17 protein-coding genes and 1 pseudogene are annotated in these 16,162 nt (G+C 46.7%); 14 read left to right on the top strand and 4 right to left on the bottom strand.

Going from position 1 to position 16,162, the window contains the following annotated elements; all coding sequences use genetic code 11:
• The first annotated feature begins 124 nt into the window (after positions 1–124).
• From C558_RS0126840 to C558_RS0126825, 5 genes and pseudogenes are all read left to right on the top strand, one after another.
• Entirely contained in the window at positions 125–694 is a 570-nt protein-coding gene (locus C558_RS0126840; RefSeq protein WP_018759391.1) for a hypothetical protein, read from the top strand.
• A 229-nt stretch (positions 695–923) separates the two neighbouring features.
• A complete protein-coding gene (locus C558_RS0126835) occupies positions 924–1,418 on the top strand; it encodes a DUF6933 domain-containing protein (protein WP_018759390.1) in 495 nt (164 codons plus the stop codon).
• 268 nt (positions 1,419–1,686) lie between these two features.
• Positions 1,687–1,896: a hypothetical protein gene (locus C558_RS0126830; RefSeq protein ID WP_018759389.1), complete on the top strand. Its 210-nt coding sequence runs from the start codon at positions 1,687–1,689 to the stop codon at positions 1,894–1,896.
• Positions 1,809–2,158 (top strand): annotated as a pseudogene (locus C558_RS35245) (GyrI-like domain-containing protein). Before C558_RS0126830 ends, C558_RS35245 begins: the two are co-directional and overlap by 88 nt.
• A gap of 274 nt (positions 2,159–2,432) precedes the next feature.
• The gene (locus C558_RS0126825; protein ID WP_018759388.1) at positions 2,433–2,915 is read left to right on the top strand and encodes an LURP-one-related family protein; all 483 of its coding nucleotides are present in this window, start codon (positions 2,433–2,435) and stop codon (positions 2,913–2,915) included.
• A gap of 90 nt (positions 2,916–3,005) precedes the next feature.
• Here C558_RS0126825 and C558_RS0126820 read toward each other — a convergent pair whose 3' ends face one another.
• Both C558_RS0126820 and C558_RS0126815 read right to left on the bottom strand, forming a co-directional pair.
• Positions 3,006–3,341, bottom strand: a complete 336-nt coding sequence (locus C558_RS0126820) for a YuzC family spore coat inner layer protein (protein WP_018759387.1) — start codon at positions 3,339–3,341, stop codon at positions 3,006–3,008.
• A 127-nt stretch (positions 3,342–3,468) separates the two neighbouring features.
• Positions 3,469–4,371, bottom strand: a complete 903-nt coding sequence (locus C558_RS0126815) for a helix-turn-helix transcriptional regulator (RefSeq protein WP_018759386.1) — start codon at positions 4,369–4,371, stop codon at positions 3,469–3,471.
• A gap of 123 nt (positions 4,372–4,494) precedes the next feature.
• Between C558_RS0126815 and C558_RS0126810 the strand changes: the two genes are divergently transcribed.
• The 4 genes from C558_RS0126810 (at position 4,495) to C558_RS0126795 (ending at position 8,019) form a co-directional block, all read left to right on the top strand.
• The gene (locus C558_RS0126810) at positions 4,495–5,391 is read left to right on the top strand and encodes a sugar phosphate isomerase/epimerase family protein (RefSeq protein WP_018759385.1); all 897 of its coding nucleotides are present in this window, start codon (positions 4,495–4,497) and stop codon (positions 5,389–5,391) included.
• 16 nt (positions 5,392–5,407) lie between these two features.
• The gene (locus C558_RS0126805; RefSeq protein WP_018759384.1) at positions 5,408–6,448 is read left to right on the top strand and encodes a Gfo/Idh/MocA family protein; all 1,041 of its coding nucleotides are present in this window, start codon (positions 5,408–5,410) and stop codon (positions 6,446–6,448) included.
• Between the two features lie 361 nt (positions 6,449–6,809).
• On the top strand, positions 6,810–7,526 hold the full coding sequence (locus tag C558_RS0126800; protein WP_018759383.1) for a 3-ketoacyl-ACP reductase: 717 nt from the start codon (positions 6,810–6,812) through the stop codon (positions 7,524–7,526).
• 169 nt (positions 7,527–7,695) lie between these two features.
• Positions 7,696–8,019 carry a DUF6506 family protein gene (locus C558_RS0126795; protein WP_018759382.1) on the top strand — a complete coding sequence of 108 codons (324 nt, stop codon included), beginning with the start codon at positions 7,696–7,698 and terminating at the stop codon, positions 8,017–8,019.
• Positions 8,020–8,741: 722 nt separating this feature from the next.
• Here the strand turns inward: C558_RS0126795 and C558_RS34040 are convergent.
• Entirely contained in the window at positions 8,742–8,924 is a 183-nt protein-coding gene (locus C558_RS34040) for a hypothetical protein (protein ID WP_156826284.1), read from the bottom strand.
• Positions 8,925–9,107: 183 nt separating this feature from the next.
• On the opposite strand from C558_RS34040, the gene C558_RS0126780 reads away from it, so the two are divergent.
• The 4 genes from C558_RS0126780 (at position 9,108) to rpmJ (ending at position 15,075) form a co-directional block, all read left to right on the top strand.
• A complete protein-coding gene (locus tag C558_RS0126780; RefSeq protein WP_018759379.1) occupies positions 9,108–11,066 on the top strand; it encodes a putative thiazole-containing bacteriocin maturation protein in 1,959 nt (652 codons plus the stop codon).
• Complete coding sequence (locus C558_RS0126775) at positions 11,063–13,012, top strand: TOMM precursor leader peptide-binding protein (RefSeq protein WP_018759378.1); 1,950 nt, start codon at positions 11,063–11,065, stop codon at positions 13,010–13,012. The genes C558_RS0126780 and C558_RS0126775 overlap by 4 nt, the downstream gene beginning before the upstream one ends.
• Before the next feature lie 43 nt (positions 13,013–13,055).
• Entirely contained in the window at positions 13,056–14,648 is a 1,593-nt protein-coding gene (locus C558_RS0126770; protein ID WP_018759377.1) for a SagB family peptide dehydrogenase, read from the top strand.
• A 313-nt stretch (positions 14,649–14,961) separates the two neighbouring features.
• Positions 14,962–15,075 carry a 50S ribosomal protein L36 gene (gene rpmJ / locus C558_RS33430; protein WP_078498971.1) on the top strand — a complete coding sequence of 38 codons (114 nt, stop codon included), beginning with the start codon at positions 14,962–14,964 and terminating at the stop codon, positions 15,073–15,075.
• A gap of 285 nt (positions 15,076–15,360) precedes the next feature.
• On the opposite strand, the gene C558_RS0126765 is transcribed toward rpmJ, so the two are convergent.
• Positions 15,361–15,579 (bottom strand): hypothetical protein, encoded by a 219-nt coding sequence (locus tag C558_RS0126765; protein ID WP_018759376.1) that lies wholly within the window; start codon positions 15,577–15,579, stop codon positions 15,361–15,363.
• A gap of 359 nt (positions 15,580–15,938) precedes the next feature.
• Between C558_RS0126765 and C558_RS0126760 the strand changes: the two genes are divergently transcribed.
• Positions 15,939–16,162, top strand: a 224-nt coding sequence (locus C558_RS0126760; RefSeq protein ID WP_018759375.1) for a transposase, incomplete at its 3' end; no start/stop codon positions are given.

Raw genomic sequence — 16,162 nt, 5'->3', positions numbered from 1 at the left:
AAGTGGATTCAGCCGGACACATCCAACTCCCTAACCGCATCGCGGCCGCCCTTCGGGCTTAAGAAAGTGGGACATCGTGAACACATAAACGTTATCGGAAATCTGCACAAATAAGGAGTTCACAATGAAGAAACTTGTTTTATCTGTTATTACAATAATTTTAACAACCTTAGCAATTGTTATGTTTATATATTTTTATCCCAAGAAAGTTAATATTAATGCACAAGGTATAAAATACAGATTAGGAACTGAGCTTTTAGAGTCAGAAAAACTTGTAAATGTAAATATTGAAGGAAAGTTATACAAAAACATCTTCGGGGAAAGAAAATTTGAAGGTAATATAGACATAGCGGGTGAAGAAATACCTGTTCCATTAGATCAGAGAAAATTAAATATACTAATTACAAATGAAGGAGCGGGTGTCATTAATTATCCGTATTTTACATATCGAAAAGATAATGGTGCAACAAATGGTTCGCATACTTACCAGTATGGAACTTTAGTGTTCAATAACGATTTCACTAAGGTAACAATATTAGTTTCAGATCAAAATAAATCAAAGGATAACAGCGGTATTGGATGGAATTCGGAGAGTGGTCAAATGATAACAGCTCCAGCCAGTAGTAGAATAGAAGCAATTAGTATAACCAATGAGATAACAGAAAAATTTTTAAAAGGATTAAAATTAAAGTGAATAAAATAAGTGTTAGAACAATCAGGATGGCACAGACATCCGATAACAGCGAATTCACGCTGCGGACCTTTCGGTCCTTGGTCTGCAAGAGGTGATTCGAAGAAGTGGATCAGCAGACAATCCTGAGCGGCTAAGTCTTCGACCCAGTCGCTGGCTCTCCTTTAAGCCTCTCGGAATCGAGAATACTGAGGACGTTATGCGAAACCAGTGCGAGAAAGGATAATCAAAATTGATTACTCTCAGACTTACTAAAGATTTATTAAAAGATATGAAAACAACTTCAATTGAAGACATGAATGTGCCTCCGCTTTTAAGTTGGCATGTAAATATCTATAACTTAAACAAACGAAAACACATCGTTTTTGTAAATGATCTAACTAGATTAACTGTAATCATTGATGGAATAAGAACGGGACAGTTAGAGCGTTTGAAAGAGAAATTCTTGTTGATTCTCCGGGAATATTTGCTCCGAGAAGGAGTTAAAGAGGATTTGATCAATACATATTTAGAGTTTGGTGCGGAAGTAGTTATTTCAAAGACAAATAGTAGAAGTGTATTAGGAACAATGAAGGAAGTTACGTTTTTTATTGAAGATGATTTTAGTGACAATATTAAACGATTGATGTGGTTGAATAGAATAATACATAAACCAATAGATTACAAGAAACCAATAGATTATTTTAAGGAATCATTTAAAGATCATAATAACTTCAACACAGTGTGAATGTAAACTCAGGAAGGCACTGGTATCGGATAACACCATGTGCATGCTTCGGGCAATCGCCCCTCGGTCCAGAAGGAGTTAGGTGTGGGTTCAGAGAATTATTTGGCAGCAACAAAGAAGCGGAATCAACCGGACACAGCCGCACCACCTAACTGCATCACGGCCAGTCGCTACGCTCCTTTAAGATGGTAGGACTTCATGCACACAACAACGTTATATGAAATCCAATGCAAGTGAAATATCAAACTCATTCAATGGAGGAGTATTCATGGAATCTAAAATGATTCAAAGACAGGGAATGTTACTGGTAGGTATGGCATGTGACGTTACGCTAGAAGACGTACAAAAAAGAGTGACAATTAATCTTGCTGAACAGTTTATGGCTAGAAAATTATCATCAATACAAGAGAAGTATTTGGATTATCAACTGATCCGGAGAATTATAATCCTGAAACCGATAAATTTGAATACTTTATAGGGGTTGAGGTTTCTGAAACTACAGAATTGCCAAAAGATATGGTTTATAGAGAAGTACCAAAGCATGAGTATATTGTATTTACTTTAAAGGACCTGCAGAAAATGCGGGTCAAGTTCACAATTACCTATATACAACCTGGCTTAAAAACAATGAATACAGATTAGCAAATCAATACAACATTGAAATATATGATGAAAGATTTAAAGGGCCAGAAGCAGAAGAATCAATAACAGATATATATTTTCCTATTGTTAAGAAGTAAGGATGTGTGGGCAGATCACTGATGGCAAACGACATCACATAACACGATGTTCACGCTTCGGCCATTCGGCCCTCGGTCCGGACCGACAACCCTGCACTGCCTAACCGCGTCGCGGCCGGTCGCTATCGCTTCCTTGGACGGCAGATATGCTCTTGTACATCGAGGGTTTATTTGGTAATTTATGCTGCGAAGTTGAGCAACTAAAATTAATATATGGTATTATTTTGCACCTTTTCATTCGTATGGTTCGTATTGGTTATAGGAGGTATGAAAAATGAAGCTCATGTTTCGAGATCGGTTCTTTAGCAGTGGGGAAACGGAGATATTCAGCGAATCACAGAAATTGTTAGGTACATTGGATATGCGGAGCGCATTCACGTCAACAGTGGATGTGTATGACCAGACGGGGGCGATTCGCTGCTCGGGTCGGTTTCCGATGTTGTCTAATAAATGGGAAGTAACAGGTCCGCATGGTGAGTCACTGGGCCTGCTGCGTGAGCGAATGACGTTATTCTCCAAGAAGTTTACGTATGAAACGGATGGACGGGGCGAGTATGATATCACCTCAGAGGCCTTTTCCAAGGAATATGAAATATACGATACGCAAGAGCGGCTCGTAGCGAAATTCGAGCAGACCAGCAGTTGGTTCGAATCAGGAGCGTATTGCTTGGATAACCAGTCATCCCGACTTGACGATTACGAGCTCGTGGCCGTCATTATGGGAATGCATGAAATTCAGCAGCGGCATCATCATTAAGATTAAAGAGCGGATAGAAGGCATTCTTATATATGTGTAGACAACTCCTCATGGATTATAGCTGTGAGGAGTTTTTTCTATCATAGAGTGTCACCAACAAAGAGATAAACGTATAGCGAAACATGCACTGTTGTCCTTTGGCTTAATCGTAATGAATATTCCGTCAGGAGTAAAATAAACAGAATGAGGTGTTTTAACACCTGCGGCTTTAATTAATTCGCGAATCGTCTCCTCATTGTTTTTTGAGGCTGCTTCCTTCATTTGTTGTGCGTATCCAGGATTATAAGCAATCGTATGCAAGAGATGGGTCATTTCCGCCGCAGGTACAAGAAATTGCTGCGCAGAGTATTTGAATTGATCTACATTAGCAGGATCAGTTGAAGGCGTTGGCCTTTGATAGTAGCCAGGATAAGGATAATAATACATTGGGGGATACTCCTCTCCAAATAATCACTAGTATATGGCCCAAATAACATTATGTTCCCTTGCACGATTACGAGCTCGTGGCCGTCATTATGGGAATGCATGAAATTCAGCAGCGGCATCATCAACACTAAGATCGAAGGGCGTCCTTCCTCCATTGCGAGGGAGCGATGCCCTTATATTGTTTGAACAGCTTGGTAAAATAGTTCGGATTGCCGCATCCGATGCGCTCGGCTATTTCAGTGACGGTAAGATCGCTATCTTGCAGCAGTCGCTCGGCTGCATTCATGCGAACAAAGTTAATGTATTCGATCAGCGTCGATCCAGTCGTTTTCTTGAACGTTTTGCAGAAGTGATAAGGATTCAGGTTCACAATCGAGGCGGCTTGAGCCACCGTAATTGGCTCTTGATAATGGGCGTCGATATAGAGCAAAAGCTTTTTGAACCGATCGACATTTCTCGAATGACTTGCCTTTACTTTCTCAGGTAGTTGGTCAGGCATGAATTGACGAGACAATAGGGTGAAAAGGATATACATGTGACTTTTGACTATCAGCTCATGCCCGCGCTGCTTCCCTTTGAATTCTTGAATCACCTGCTCCAACACGGACTTGAACATCGCATTTGACGTATTCGTGTGGCGAAGCATAATGGGGAACAAGAGACTTCCATCCAGATAAGGCGCGATATAGACGGCATGCATTGAATCTGTTGCCTTGTTGGATTTGAGCAGGGAGGCATTAAAGACTATGGCATAGTATTCTAATGGACCTGCGCATGCACTGTATCCGACATGAAGTGCGCCTGAGGGGACGATGACGATGTCTCCAGGTTCTGCTTCAAAGGGTTTGCTGTCGATATGAAACATAGCTCGACCCTCGATCATCAGTAAAATTTCGAAATGTTCATGCCAGTGCATATATAGTGAAGGGGCACCTACATGGGAAGGCTCCTGTCGGATCCTGAAGATGTTAATCGGATAAGAGGGATCGCTAAAATAAGTGTGTTCGCGCAATTCTTGAGGATAGGTCATCGTTCAAGCTCCTTATCGCAAAATAGAACCAAAAAAGCACAAGATTGTATAGAGAATTATCAAATTCACGGCGTTAAAATGGGCTTATGCAATATACTATACTCAATTTAGGAGTGGTAGACAATGAAGGGAAGTAATCATTTTTTGCGTATAGGTACCTTGGTCAGCGGGCATGATGCTGTTCGTGTGATTCCGCAAATATTACCCCATGGGTTTGAGTCTTTTAGTCTTACATTCTGGCAGTCCACGGGGGACATTGATCTGGTAGAGACGGCGAAAAGGGTACGTGAGATCGTGGATGAACATGGTGTTGTAATTTCAAGTCTGGGTGTATTCGGAAATCCGCTGATAGCCGAAGGAGACAATGCCGATACGTTAGCGAGCTGGGAGCGGGTCATTGATCACGCGCATTTGTTCGGTGCCGATGTCGTAAGCGGTTTTACAGGGCGGTTAACAGACCAACCGATTGATGCTTCTATTCCCCGCTTTCAGGAAGTGTTCAGCGAGCTAGCACAACGTGCCGCCGATCGCGGCGTACGGATTGCCTTTGAGAACTGCAATATGGGCGGCAACTGGTGGAAAGGCGACTGGAACATTGCACATAACCCTCAAGCTTGGGAAATGATGTTCAATGCGGTCCCAGCTGATAATATCGGTCTGGAGTGGGAGCCTTGCCACCAGATGGTAAGTTTGATTGATCCGATTCCACAGCTGCGGAAGTGGGCAGATAAAGTATTCCATGTCCACGGCAAGGACGCGACCATTGCTTGGGACATCGTGAAAGAACATGGCATTCACGGTCCCAAAGAATTCGCGTGGCACCGTACGCCTGGATTCGGGGATACGAATTGGACGGATATTATTACAATCCTGCGCCAAGCAGGATATCAAGGAACGATAGATATAGAGGGCTGGCATGATCCAGTCTATCGGGATGAGCTGGAAATGACGGGACAAGTTCACGCATTACATTATTTGAAACAGTGCCGCGGCGGTTCTTTTGTGCCGAACCCGGTATAGAAGCGGGGGGGTTGGGATGCAGACACAGTCCTATCGAGTCGTTGTCGCAGGTTGCGGTGGAATGTCTCACGCATGGGTGAAGGAAGTATTGAAGCGGGCAGATGCTGAGATTGTTGCGCTGGTAGACCTCTATGCAGAGAATGCTCAGAAAATCAAAGACACGTACCAATTATCGTGCGGAATATATACGGATTTGGAGCATGCGATTACAGCATCGAAAGCCAATCTCGTGTTGGATGTAACGATACCAGACAGTCATTTTCATATCAGTACGACAGCAATGAAGCAGGGATGTTATGTTTTTGGCGAGAAGCCGATGGCGGCTTCGATGGAACAAGCGCGGGAGATCATCCAGGTGGCTGAAGCGACTGGGCGGACGTTAGCGGTGATGCAGAATCGGCGATACGATCCGAATATTCGCGCGCTGCGCGAATTGATCCGACAAGGGACAATCGGGAAGCCCGGGATGATTAATGCAGATTTCTTCTTAGGACCTCATTTCGGTGGATTCCGCGATGTAATGGAGAGCCCCTTGATCCTAGACATGGCGATCCATACCTTCGATCAAGCACGATTTATACTCGGTGCAGACCCGGTATCGGTGTACTGTCACGAATTCAATCCGCCAGGTTCTTGGTATCAAGGCAACGCCTCCGCCATCTGTATCTATGAAATGTCGGACGGCTCGGTGTTCTGTTACCGCGGTTCATGGTGTGCGGAAGGTGCGGCAACATCCTGGGAAGCTGATTGGCGGATTACGGGCGAGAAGGGAACTGCCATCTGGGACGGAGTGGGTGCACCGTATGCCGAGGTGGTATCTCCCGGTAATCAGGAAGGCCAGTTCATGCGGGAGATGGTCCGCGTGGAAGCACCGTTCCTGTGGGACGGAAACACGGGGCATGCAGGCTGCTTGGATGAGATGTTCCTGGCTCTGGAACACGGGCGTCGTGCCGAGACGGATTGCCGAGACAACATACATAGCATGGCGATGGTGCTGGGTGCCATAGAGAGTGCGATGAGCGGACAGAAGGTATTCTTACCACATCAGAAAGTATAAGTTTTTGGCAAGCAAAAACAACTTTCTGATTGGCGATAAAACCTACCCTCTTCGAAGCGAGTTTTGCAAGCAAAACTTGAAGGTCACTCATCTTCGAAAGGCCTCGATAGAGGTTTTCTCATAAATGTAGACAACTCCTCATGGAATGAATCTGTGAGGAGTTGTGCTTTGTTTCTTAAGCCCTTGTTAGAATAAGTTAATAACTCAACTATTTGTGACATAAGAAACTTTTCTTAAAGGTAGACTAAAAAACAAGTTTAGGTTATCCATAAATCTTCACCATGTGGAAAACCGTAATTAGGATGAAGTTACTCTTAAAGAAGTCTATAATAAAACTATCTCATCCAAAGGAGCGAAAAACATGCAAACCATCGCAGGAAAAGTGGCGTTAATTACAGGAGCAGGGCGTGGAATTGGGCGTGCAACAGCAGTAGCTTTTGCGCAAGAAGGTATTCACGTAGGTCTTGTTGGACGTACGCTTGAAAATTTACAACAAGTAGCAGAAGAACTTAAACAGTATGATGTGAAAGTAGCAATCGCTGCAGCGAATGTAGCGGATTTAGACTCGATCACCACAGCTGTTGAATCAATTCGTGGCGAGCTGGGTGCAATCGATATTTTAGTAAATAATGCCGGCATTTCAAAATTCGGTAGCTTCATGGACTTAACCCCTGAAGAATGGACCAATATTATCGATGTCAACGTAAAAGGTGTGTACTACACAACACGTGCGGTATTACCGGAAATGATAGAACGAAACACAGGCGACATCATTAATATCTCATCAACAGCTGGTCAAAAAGGTGCACCAATTACAAGTGCATACTCGGCTTCAAAAGCTGCTGTTATTGGGCTAAGTGAGTCATTAATGCTTGAAGTGCGTAAGAAAAATATTCGCGTTACAACGTTAACGCCAAGTACGGTTGCAACAGATATGGCTGTTGAGCTAAACTTAACAGACGGCAATCCAGAAAAAGTGATGCAAGCAGAAGATTTAGCAGAATTAATGGTTGCACAGCTAAAACTTCATCCACGTGTTGTATTAAAACATGCTGGACTGTGGTCAACGAATCCTTAATAGAACTATTCGAAATATCAAGACGCTATCCGATGTATTCTGGATGGCGTCTTCTTTGTTTAGGCTTCACGAGCATTGGTACGAAATCCGACCTATTTGCTATTATTTTTTTAATTTTTTATAATTTTCTATATGAGCAATTACTAAAATATACCGGAGGAATGATTCTATGGCACTTCATAATTGGGCTTATATCTATTTATCTCCAAAATTCAGTCCAGAAAAAAATACAGTTACTACCGGAAACGAAGATTGCATGTTTACTGCGATCGGAATTGATTTTGAAGAGAAAGAGCGTGTAATTCAAATCGCCCAGCAGCTTGTGAAAGATGGCGTTCAAATGATTGAACTATGCGGAGGGTTTGGGCCAATATGGATTGCTAAAGTGAGCGAAGCTATAGATTATGCTGTTCCTATAGGAAGTGTTGCCTATGGACCTGAAGCTCGTAAACCAATGCTCGATTTACTTGCACCTGATAATACGACTAAATAGGTAAATATTGATAAGCAAATCATTTTATTTCTATGATCCCTCAGGGAACATCGTGGAATATTTAAATGGTGATTTTACTCATTATGGGCTGAATGGAAAACAATATTGATTGGGATACAAAGCCAAAGCCAAAGCCACTCCATCGTTTCAGGAGTGGCTTTGGCTTTATATATCGCTGTATTTTTTCTGGTTCTGGTCACTAGAAAAGCAGTTTCGGAAATGGTTCTTCACGAAGGAAGTCCAGTCGAATTACTCTTCAAACTAAATGATAAATTAAATCATATCGTAATAAATGAGAAGTTAGGATTTAGCAGAGAGTAGACCGTTGATTCCATATATTCAACCATCTTACGTTTATACTCTTGATCGTAGCTTTCACGAATATTCCCCACGATACACCTCTATTTATAGTCGGTTGTCATAGGAACGCTAGCGAATCCAATTACATAAAATATCTAGTCGATAATGGGGATGGGCAGCATGCCGGTCGAATCCAGATCTAAACATTCTCGTAAATCGATTGCCCCATGCAGAGACAGCGATATGAATGATATGGAGGGTATAGAATGGGTGATTTCCAGAAGGATCTGCAAAACTTGAAAGTCGGCCAGTTCAATTCGACGGGGATGGCGCATACGTCGGGTCAGACCGGTCCGGGGGATTCCCGGTTATGTGTTGGCATTTGCTTTTTTTGCGTCGGCTTTTGCGGCGGCGGTTTTTGTTCATGTAGTAACTGTTCCCGCTGCAGCAACTGCTTCAACTGCTCCCGCTGCAGTAACTGCGTACGTTGTGGAAGTTGCGCTCGCTGCCGCTGAGTAACGAAAAGCCCGCTTGGTGATCAGTAAAAGGTATGCCCCTGCAGATGTCACGTTCTGCAGGGCTGTTCCTTTTTTAATATCAGACATGACGGACAAACCGCTCTACATAACATAAAAAAGAGGGGAAAACGAAGCCCTGCGTACAATATGGTTTTGCCTCCGGCAAAACCTAAGTTTATGCTTACGAAGTGGTTTTGCCGGAGGCAAAACCTAAGTTTGTGCTTACGAAGTGGTTTTGCCGGAGGCAAAACCTTAAGGAGGAATAAAAACTTGAATCCTTCTATGCGTTTGAAAGTGAAAGGGGATACGTTCTTTCTCCCCGATTCGAATGGAGGCGTCTATTTTCGCAATAATACAGGTTCGTTCCGAATGGAAGGCGACATGATCGATCAATGGATCGAAAAATTGATGCCTATGTGGAGTGGAAATTATTCCATGGCCGATCTGACGGACGGGCTGCCGGAACTGTACAGGGTACGGGTTTATGAAATCGCGGAAGTACTGCTGAGTAACGGCTTTGTCCGGGATACTAGTCAAGACCATACGCACAGCCTCTCGGAAGTGATCGAACGGAAATATGCCTCACAGATCGAATTTCTGGACAGTTTGGGCGGTTCGGGCGCTCACCGCTTTCAAACCTATCGGCAGGCTAATCCGATTGCGGTCGGTTCCGGTCCGATATTTGTCTCGCTAGTTGCGGCTTTGTTGGAATCTGGATTGCCCCGGTTTCGAATGTTAATCACGAACCCGGCGACCACGGATCGCCAGCGGATCTCCGAGCTGACAGCGACCGCGCGGGTATCGGACTCCGAGACCGAGATTGAGGAGATCTTTCCGTCGCATGACGGCTCCCTCGATTGGCCGGAAGTCGTACGATTGGCGGACTCCGTTCTCTACGTCGCTCAGGATGACGATCCCGGAGAGCTCAGAGCACTGCATGCTGCCTGCAAGGATGCGAAGAAGATACTGCTGCCTGCCATCTACTTGCAGCATGCGGGCATAGTAGGGCCGTTGGTACACCCGGATTCGGACGTCTGCTTCGAATCCGCATGGCGCAGGGTTCACCGAACCGCCCTTGGCGATGAGGAGCGGGCGACTGACGTCTCTAGTACGTCAGAAGCCATGCTCGCGAATGTGGTCGTATTCGAATGGCTTAAGACTGTAACGGGGACGACAGCTTCGGAATTGAACGGAAAGTTGTTTCTGCTGAATCCGGAAACATTAGAGGGCGAATGGCATTCGTTACTTCCTCATCCACTGGTCAAGGGTTTTCATCCGGCCGATCCTACAGATCTGTTCGACCTGCCGATCGATCAGCGTACGGAGAGGCAGGGAGTAGACCGTCTCCTCTCCTATTTCAATCGCTTAACTTCGGCAGAGACCGGTATTCTTCACCGTTGGGAGGAAGGGGACTCGAAGCAGCTTCCGCTCTCGCAGTGTCGCGTCCAGGCAGTCGACCCGCTGTCGGAAGGTCCCGCCGAGCTGCTGCCGCAGATCGTCTGTTCGGGAATGACGCACCATGAATCCAGGAAGGAAGCGGGCTTGACCGGTATCGAGTCGTACGTGTCGCGACTGGCCGGGGTTCTGAAGGCGTCCAAACCTGCGGAGCCGGAATCCGCAAGCCAACTCGATTCGCAGCCAGATGAATATGTAGGGATCGGAGCGGGAGAGACAGTCGCGGAAGCGGTCTTCCGCGGACTGCAGAAATGTCTGTTCGAGGAACTGAAAAGCCGTTCCGAATCTAGTATGCCCTCCGTTTATCGAATCAAGCTAAGCAAGGTTGAGGATGAACTTTGCGACTATTACTTGCGCGCATTGACTACGATGCGGGACGCCCCGGTAATCGGACTAGGGCAAGAAGCGGCGGGTTTCCCGGTCGTCTGGGTAGGTACGAACGGGTACTGGTACGGCGGAGTCGGAGTCAACCGCACGATGGCGCTGCGAGAAGCGCTCCGACAGGCGCTGATGAAAATCCAAAACGATGCGGCGGACATCCAAGCACAAATCCTGGAGCGCTCATCGGTCAAGGTGGAAGATGCTTTACCGCAGAATCTGACGATTCCCAGCTTCGATGAGTCGGAATACGGCATGACGCTGCAGTCCGTCCAGCAGATCCTGCAATTGAACCGTAAGCGGATCGCGGTCGTTGATTTGTCGATAGAACCGTTTATGAAAGAAGAGTTGGCAGGTGTATTTGGCGTGTCGCTGCGAGAGGAGGAGACGCATTGAGCGCGATTGTGACGGTCATTGGGGAAGGACAGCTCGCGGATTTGGTAAGCAAGCAATTGTCTGCCGATGACCGCTATCGGCTGATTCGGCAGAAGAGCATGGAATCTGGAGAGGCGATAACGGGTGACTTGGCGCTGGTGTTGAACGATGCATGGGATCCTTCCGTTCATCTTGCGGCGGAGGAGCGGTTCCGACAGTCGGGAATGCCCTGGCTGCGAGGTTTTGTTGCATTCGGAGAAGGGATTGTCGGTCCGCTGGTTCGTCCGGAGGGGCAAGGATGCTCGCAATGCGCGGATACCCGGCTCCTGCTGGCAGGAAGCGACCGCAGGGAATCGTGGGACCTACAGCAGAATCTGGCGTCGCAGGGAGGAATCGCCCGGGACGCTTGGGCGTCACGCTCGGGAATATTGCAGGTGGCATGCCTTGTTGCGGCAGAAGCCGTGAAGATTCTAGAGGGCGGGCAGCCGGAGATGGAAGGCCGGATGTACTTGATCGATCTGCGTACGTTGAAAAGCTCGTCGCACTTCTTCCTGCCTGATCCGCTATGTCCAGTCTGCGGCTCATTACCTGAAGACGATGCGGAGACGGCCCGCGTTGCGTTGCAGCCAAGCCTGAAAATCAGCGACGAAACGTATCGCAGCCGTTCGATGGATGAGCTGAATAATGTTTTGGCCAAAGAATACCTGGATGCTAGGACCGGTTTTCTGAACGGGAAAATGGTTGACCTTGTGTCCCCATTCGCCGATGCGAGTATCAATTTGCCCTTGTTTGGCGGTGATGAGGCTTGCGCAGGTCGGACACACTGCTATGCGGATAGCGAAATGACAGCCATCCTGGAGGGATTGGAGCGTTATTGCGGTCTGTCGCCCCGCGGCAAACGATCCGTCGTTCATGATAGTTACCGCAATGTGCAGGACCAGGCACTCGATCCTCTCCGCGTAGGCGTCCATGCGAAGGAACAGTATGAACGCTCCGACTTCCCGTTCAAGCCATTCGATCCCGAGCGGCCGATCGATTGGGTATGGGGCTATTCATTCCTGCAGCAGCGTCCGATTCTCGTACCAGAACTGCTGGCTTATTACAGTTCGGGCTGCGGTCACGGATTCGTCTACGAAACGTCCAATGGCTGCGCGCTGGGCGGCAGTCTGGAGGAAGCGATCTTCTATGGGATGCTGGAAGTGGTAGAGCGCGACTCCTTCCTCATGACCTGGTATGCGCGGCTGCCCCTGCCGCGCCTGGACCACCGTTCGGTCCAGGACCGGGAATTGCGATGGATGACGGATCGTTTGGAGACTGTGGCGGGCTATGAGGTGCATTTGTATAAATCGACAATGGAGCACGGTATACCGAGCGTGTGGGCGCTCGCGAAAAACAAGAAAGAGCGGGGTGTGAACCTCATTTGCGCTGCGGGCGCTCACCCGGATCCGATCCGCGCGGCGAAGAGCGCGATCCACGAGGTGGCGGGCATGCTGCTTACGGTCAGCGAGAAATTCGAGGAAAACCGTCAGCAGTATGAACGGATGATTCACGATCCGTACCAGGTCGTTCAGATGGAGGACCACTCTATGTTGTACGGGTTGAAACAGGCGGAGGAACGGCTCGATTTTCTGCTGAATGACGATCGTCCGATGCAATCGTTCGCCGAAGCATTTGAACCGAGGGGCTGGAACGCCGATCTGACCGATGATTTGAAGGCCATGCTGCATGTTTTTCGCCAATTGAATCTTGAAGTGATCGTGGTCGACCAGACGACTCCGGAGACACGTCGCAACGGACTACATTGTGTGAAAGTGCTCATTCCTGGCATGCTGCCGATGACGTTCGGGCAGCATCTCATCCGTTTGACGGGACTGGATAGAGTGCTCAGGGTCCCTGCGGAGCTCTCTTATTCGCTGGAGCCTTTGTCGCCCGAGCAGCTTAATCCATATCCGCACCCGTTCCCATAAATACGGCTTATGGACCGAGTGATTGAAGCCAGGGAGGAAAGCGATGAGTCAGATGAATCTGGAAGTTTTTCTTCACCGTTTGCAATATGACCCGGATAAAGTCAAGCCCTTGGATTGGGAGACAGATTGGGATGACGCGCCGCTTCCTTACAAGCTTTATCGCGGATTACCGATGTTTCCGCTATCCAGGGAAGTGCCGGCAACGCTCGAAGGCAGGGATTCGACCGGTGTACCAAGCCTTCGCGATATCGGACATTTCCTCTACTATGTATTCGGGCTTGCGCAATTGACCCAATCCGTTATGGAGCGGGATACAACGGAAGAATTGGGAGGCGTCTTGCAGATGTGCCGGCGCTTCGTTCCTTCCGGAGGCGGGTTATATCCGAGCGAAATGTATCTCTATTTGAAGCTTGGCGAATTGCCTGCCGGCGTATACCATTACGATGCGGCGCATCATCGGTTGGTGTTGCTGCGCGAAGGAAATTATGACGAATATTTGGCGAAGTCACTCGGGAATCGCTGTGACGCGAACGGTTGCTTCGGCGCTGCCTTCGTATCTACGGTATACTGGAAGAATTTTTACAAATACAATAATTTTGCCTATCGGCTGCAGGGACTGGACGCTGGCGTTCTGATCGGACAGATGCTCGAAGTCGCGAAACGATTCGGATTTTCGTCTGGCGTGCATTTTCAATTTCTCGATCAAGCCGTCAATTATCTGCTCGGACTATCGGAACAAGAGGAGAGCGTGTATGCGGTTATCCCCCTATCTACGGAGCCGGCGTTCAGGTGGATGGCCAACGGGAACGAGGATGAGGAAACGATTTTCGCCTCTGAGCTATGCCGGGAGTTGTCGCCAGTCAGGCATGATCACTATGTCAGGTCGCAGAAGATCGTAGATTATCCGATGCTGCTTCGGATGAGCGAAGCGTCCCGACTGGATTCGACGCAATTGTTTCGACAGATCCAGAAGGATGAACAAGCAATCTCGGATGAAGCGCTCGCACTGCCTCTGCCGCCTGTAGATCGCTTGTCGTATGATTTGGCGACGGTTTGCCGCAACCGGTTCTCACCCGAGACGGAATTTGTCTTGAAGCCGATTGGTCTCTCCCAGCTTGCAGCTCTGCTTCGGGAAGCGACGGCTTCCTTCTCGTATCGCAACGACCTGGATGGACTACAGGAGGAGGCGGAACCCCGTGTATGCCTGTATGGCTGCTTCTACGGGGTCGAAGACATTCCGGACGGCGCTTATCGGTACGATGGCGCCGCACACGCGCTGCAGCCAGTATGTCTAGGAGATCACAGGCAACGGATGCAGGAGGGAATGTCGCTTCCCAATATCAATTTGTTTCAAGTGCCGCTCAGCTTTCATGTGGCAGGGGAGAGGAGTTTCTTTCAGTCGCAGCTCGGCAAGCGGGGATACCGCATTCTGCAAATGGAAGCCGGGATGCTCGTGCACCGATTATTGCTGGCGGCATCCGCCCTCGGGATGGGCGGGCGTCCGCTTCTCGGGTTTGACGCTAATGACAGCGATGCGCTTTATCGGACGGATTCCAGGGATGAAACAGGGCTGATTTTTATACCGGTCGGTCCCTATCGTCAACGATTGCGGTTGGCGGGCAGTTTGAGCCGTTAAAAAAAAGCTCGAGTTCAGTCATTGATCTGGGCCATTATAAGACTCGACTAGCTTCCGGGAATCCTGGATCAATCTTTGCGATTGGATATTGGAGGATGAGTAATGCAAAGGGGGATTTCACCTTTATGTGTTGCTCGTCCTTTTATTCGAAATCCGACCACATCTGATGTCATTCCTTCATTTCCAGTGATTATCAATTGATATATCATCATAGAATAATATACTATATACATATATTCATTTCATATACTCATTTCTATACTGATAAAGGGCAGATTGCTGATTAAAGTAATCTGGCAAGGAGGGGCTTCTAATGAAAGTTAGACCATCTGTAAAACCTATTTGTGAAAAATGTAAAACCATTAGAAGAAATAGGACCGTCATGGTTATCTGTGAGAATACCAAACACAAGCAAAGACAAGGTTAATCCTCTAACTCCATGGAGCACTGTAGCATAATTTACGGTGTTCCTTTTTTATAGACATATTAGTTAATTCCCTCTTTGAGACGTGTGTATTGCCGCAATTTAAAGGGTTCTAATTCATAGGTAGGAGTTAAAGGATTTTGCTTCGAAACTGCAGTAGCAGCAGCGAATCAAGATTTTTTCATGTAAAAAGAGTTGAGAATAATCTCAACTCTATCACTGTCTCGGTGTAGTCTGAGGAAACCCACGACTTAAGTTATTCTTTAGGTTTCAGTTTACAGGTACAAGTTACTTTGATTGTTGAGCTTTGTCTGTTTGAAACGCCGATTGTACTTGACTGATCATAGTTTGAGCTTGTTTGATTTCGTTAGCAGCTTGTTTTAGAGCTTCTTCACAAAGAATTTGATTTGAAGCAGATTGCTCAATGGCTTGTGTAATAAGGTCTTTAGCGATAGATGTGACTGCTTCCGCCTTTTTCAAAGAATTTGTATCAATTTGTTGTGCCATTTTGATGTTCCTCCAGTCATATTGTATGTTAATCGTTTTCTTTCTATTTCATTGCATCCTGATTTTGAGTTGCTAAAGCGAAATGTTCAAGGCCGGCTTGAGCAAACCAATTAGTTAACAAAAATAATATGGCTTGTAGGATTCAGAGACATACAAGGAAGAATAAGGATACTGTTAAACAGACAATTGTTTGAATAAAGAATCACCTCGGCTGAAAACATCAAACTCATTTTATTTTTCATACAATAAAAGGATTAATCAAAATACCGCCGCTTCTGATATTATCCCCTTATGGTTGACAGTGAAGAAAAGTCCACTGGTACAATGGACTTGAACGCTGCAACCGGAGGGGATTTTTCATGGCAAAAAAAGGACAAGTATTCATCCAATACACGGAACAATTAAAAAACGAAGCCATTCGACTTTATGAGTCAGGGGTAAGTTCTCGAGAAGTAGCGAAGCAATTGAATATACGTAGTAAATGTCAGGTGCTCGTTTGGGTTAAGAAGTCTCAAAAAGGAGTTTCGTTAGAAGATGGTCGTGGACAGAACACTTTCCACAAAGGACGGCCTAAAACGAAGTT

It is taken from the genome of Paenibacillus terrigena DSM 21567, assembly GCF_000374845.1.
GTDB classification, from domain to species: Bacteria; Bacillota; Bacilli; order Paenibacillales; family Paenibacillaceae; genus Paenibacillus_K; species Paenibacillus_K terrigena.
The sequence above is the reverse complement of the archived record's forward strand: the minus strand, read 5'-3'. Positions and strand labels throughout refer to the sequence as shown.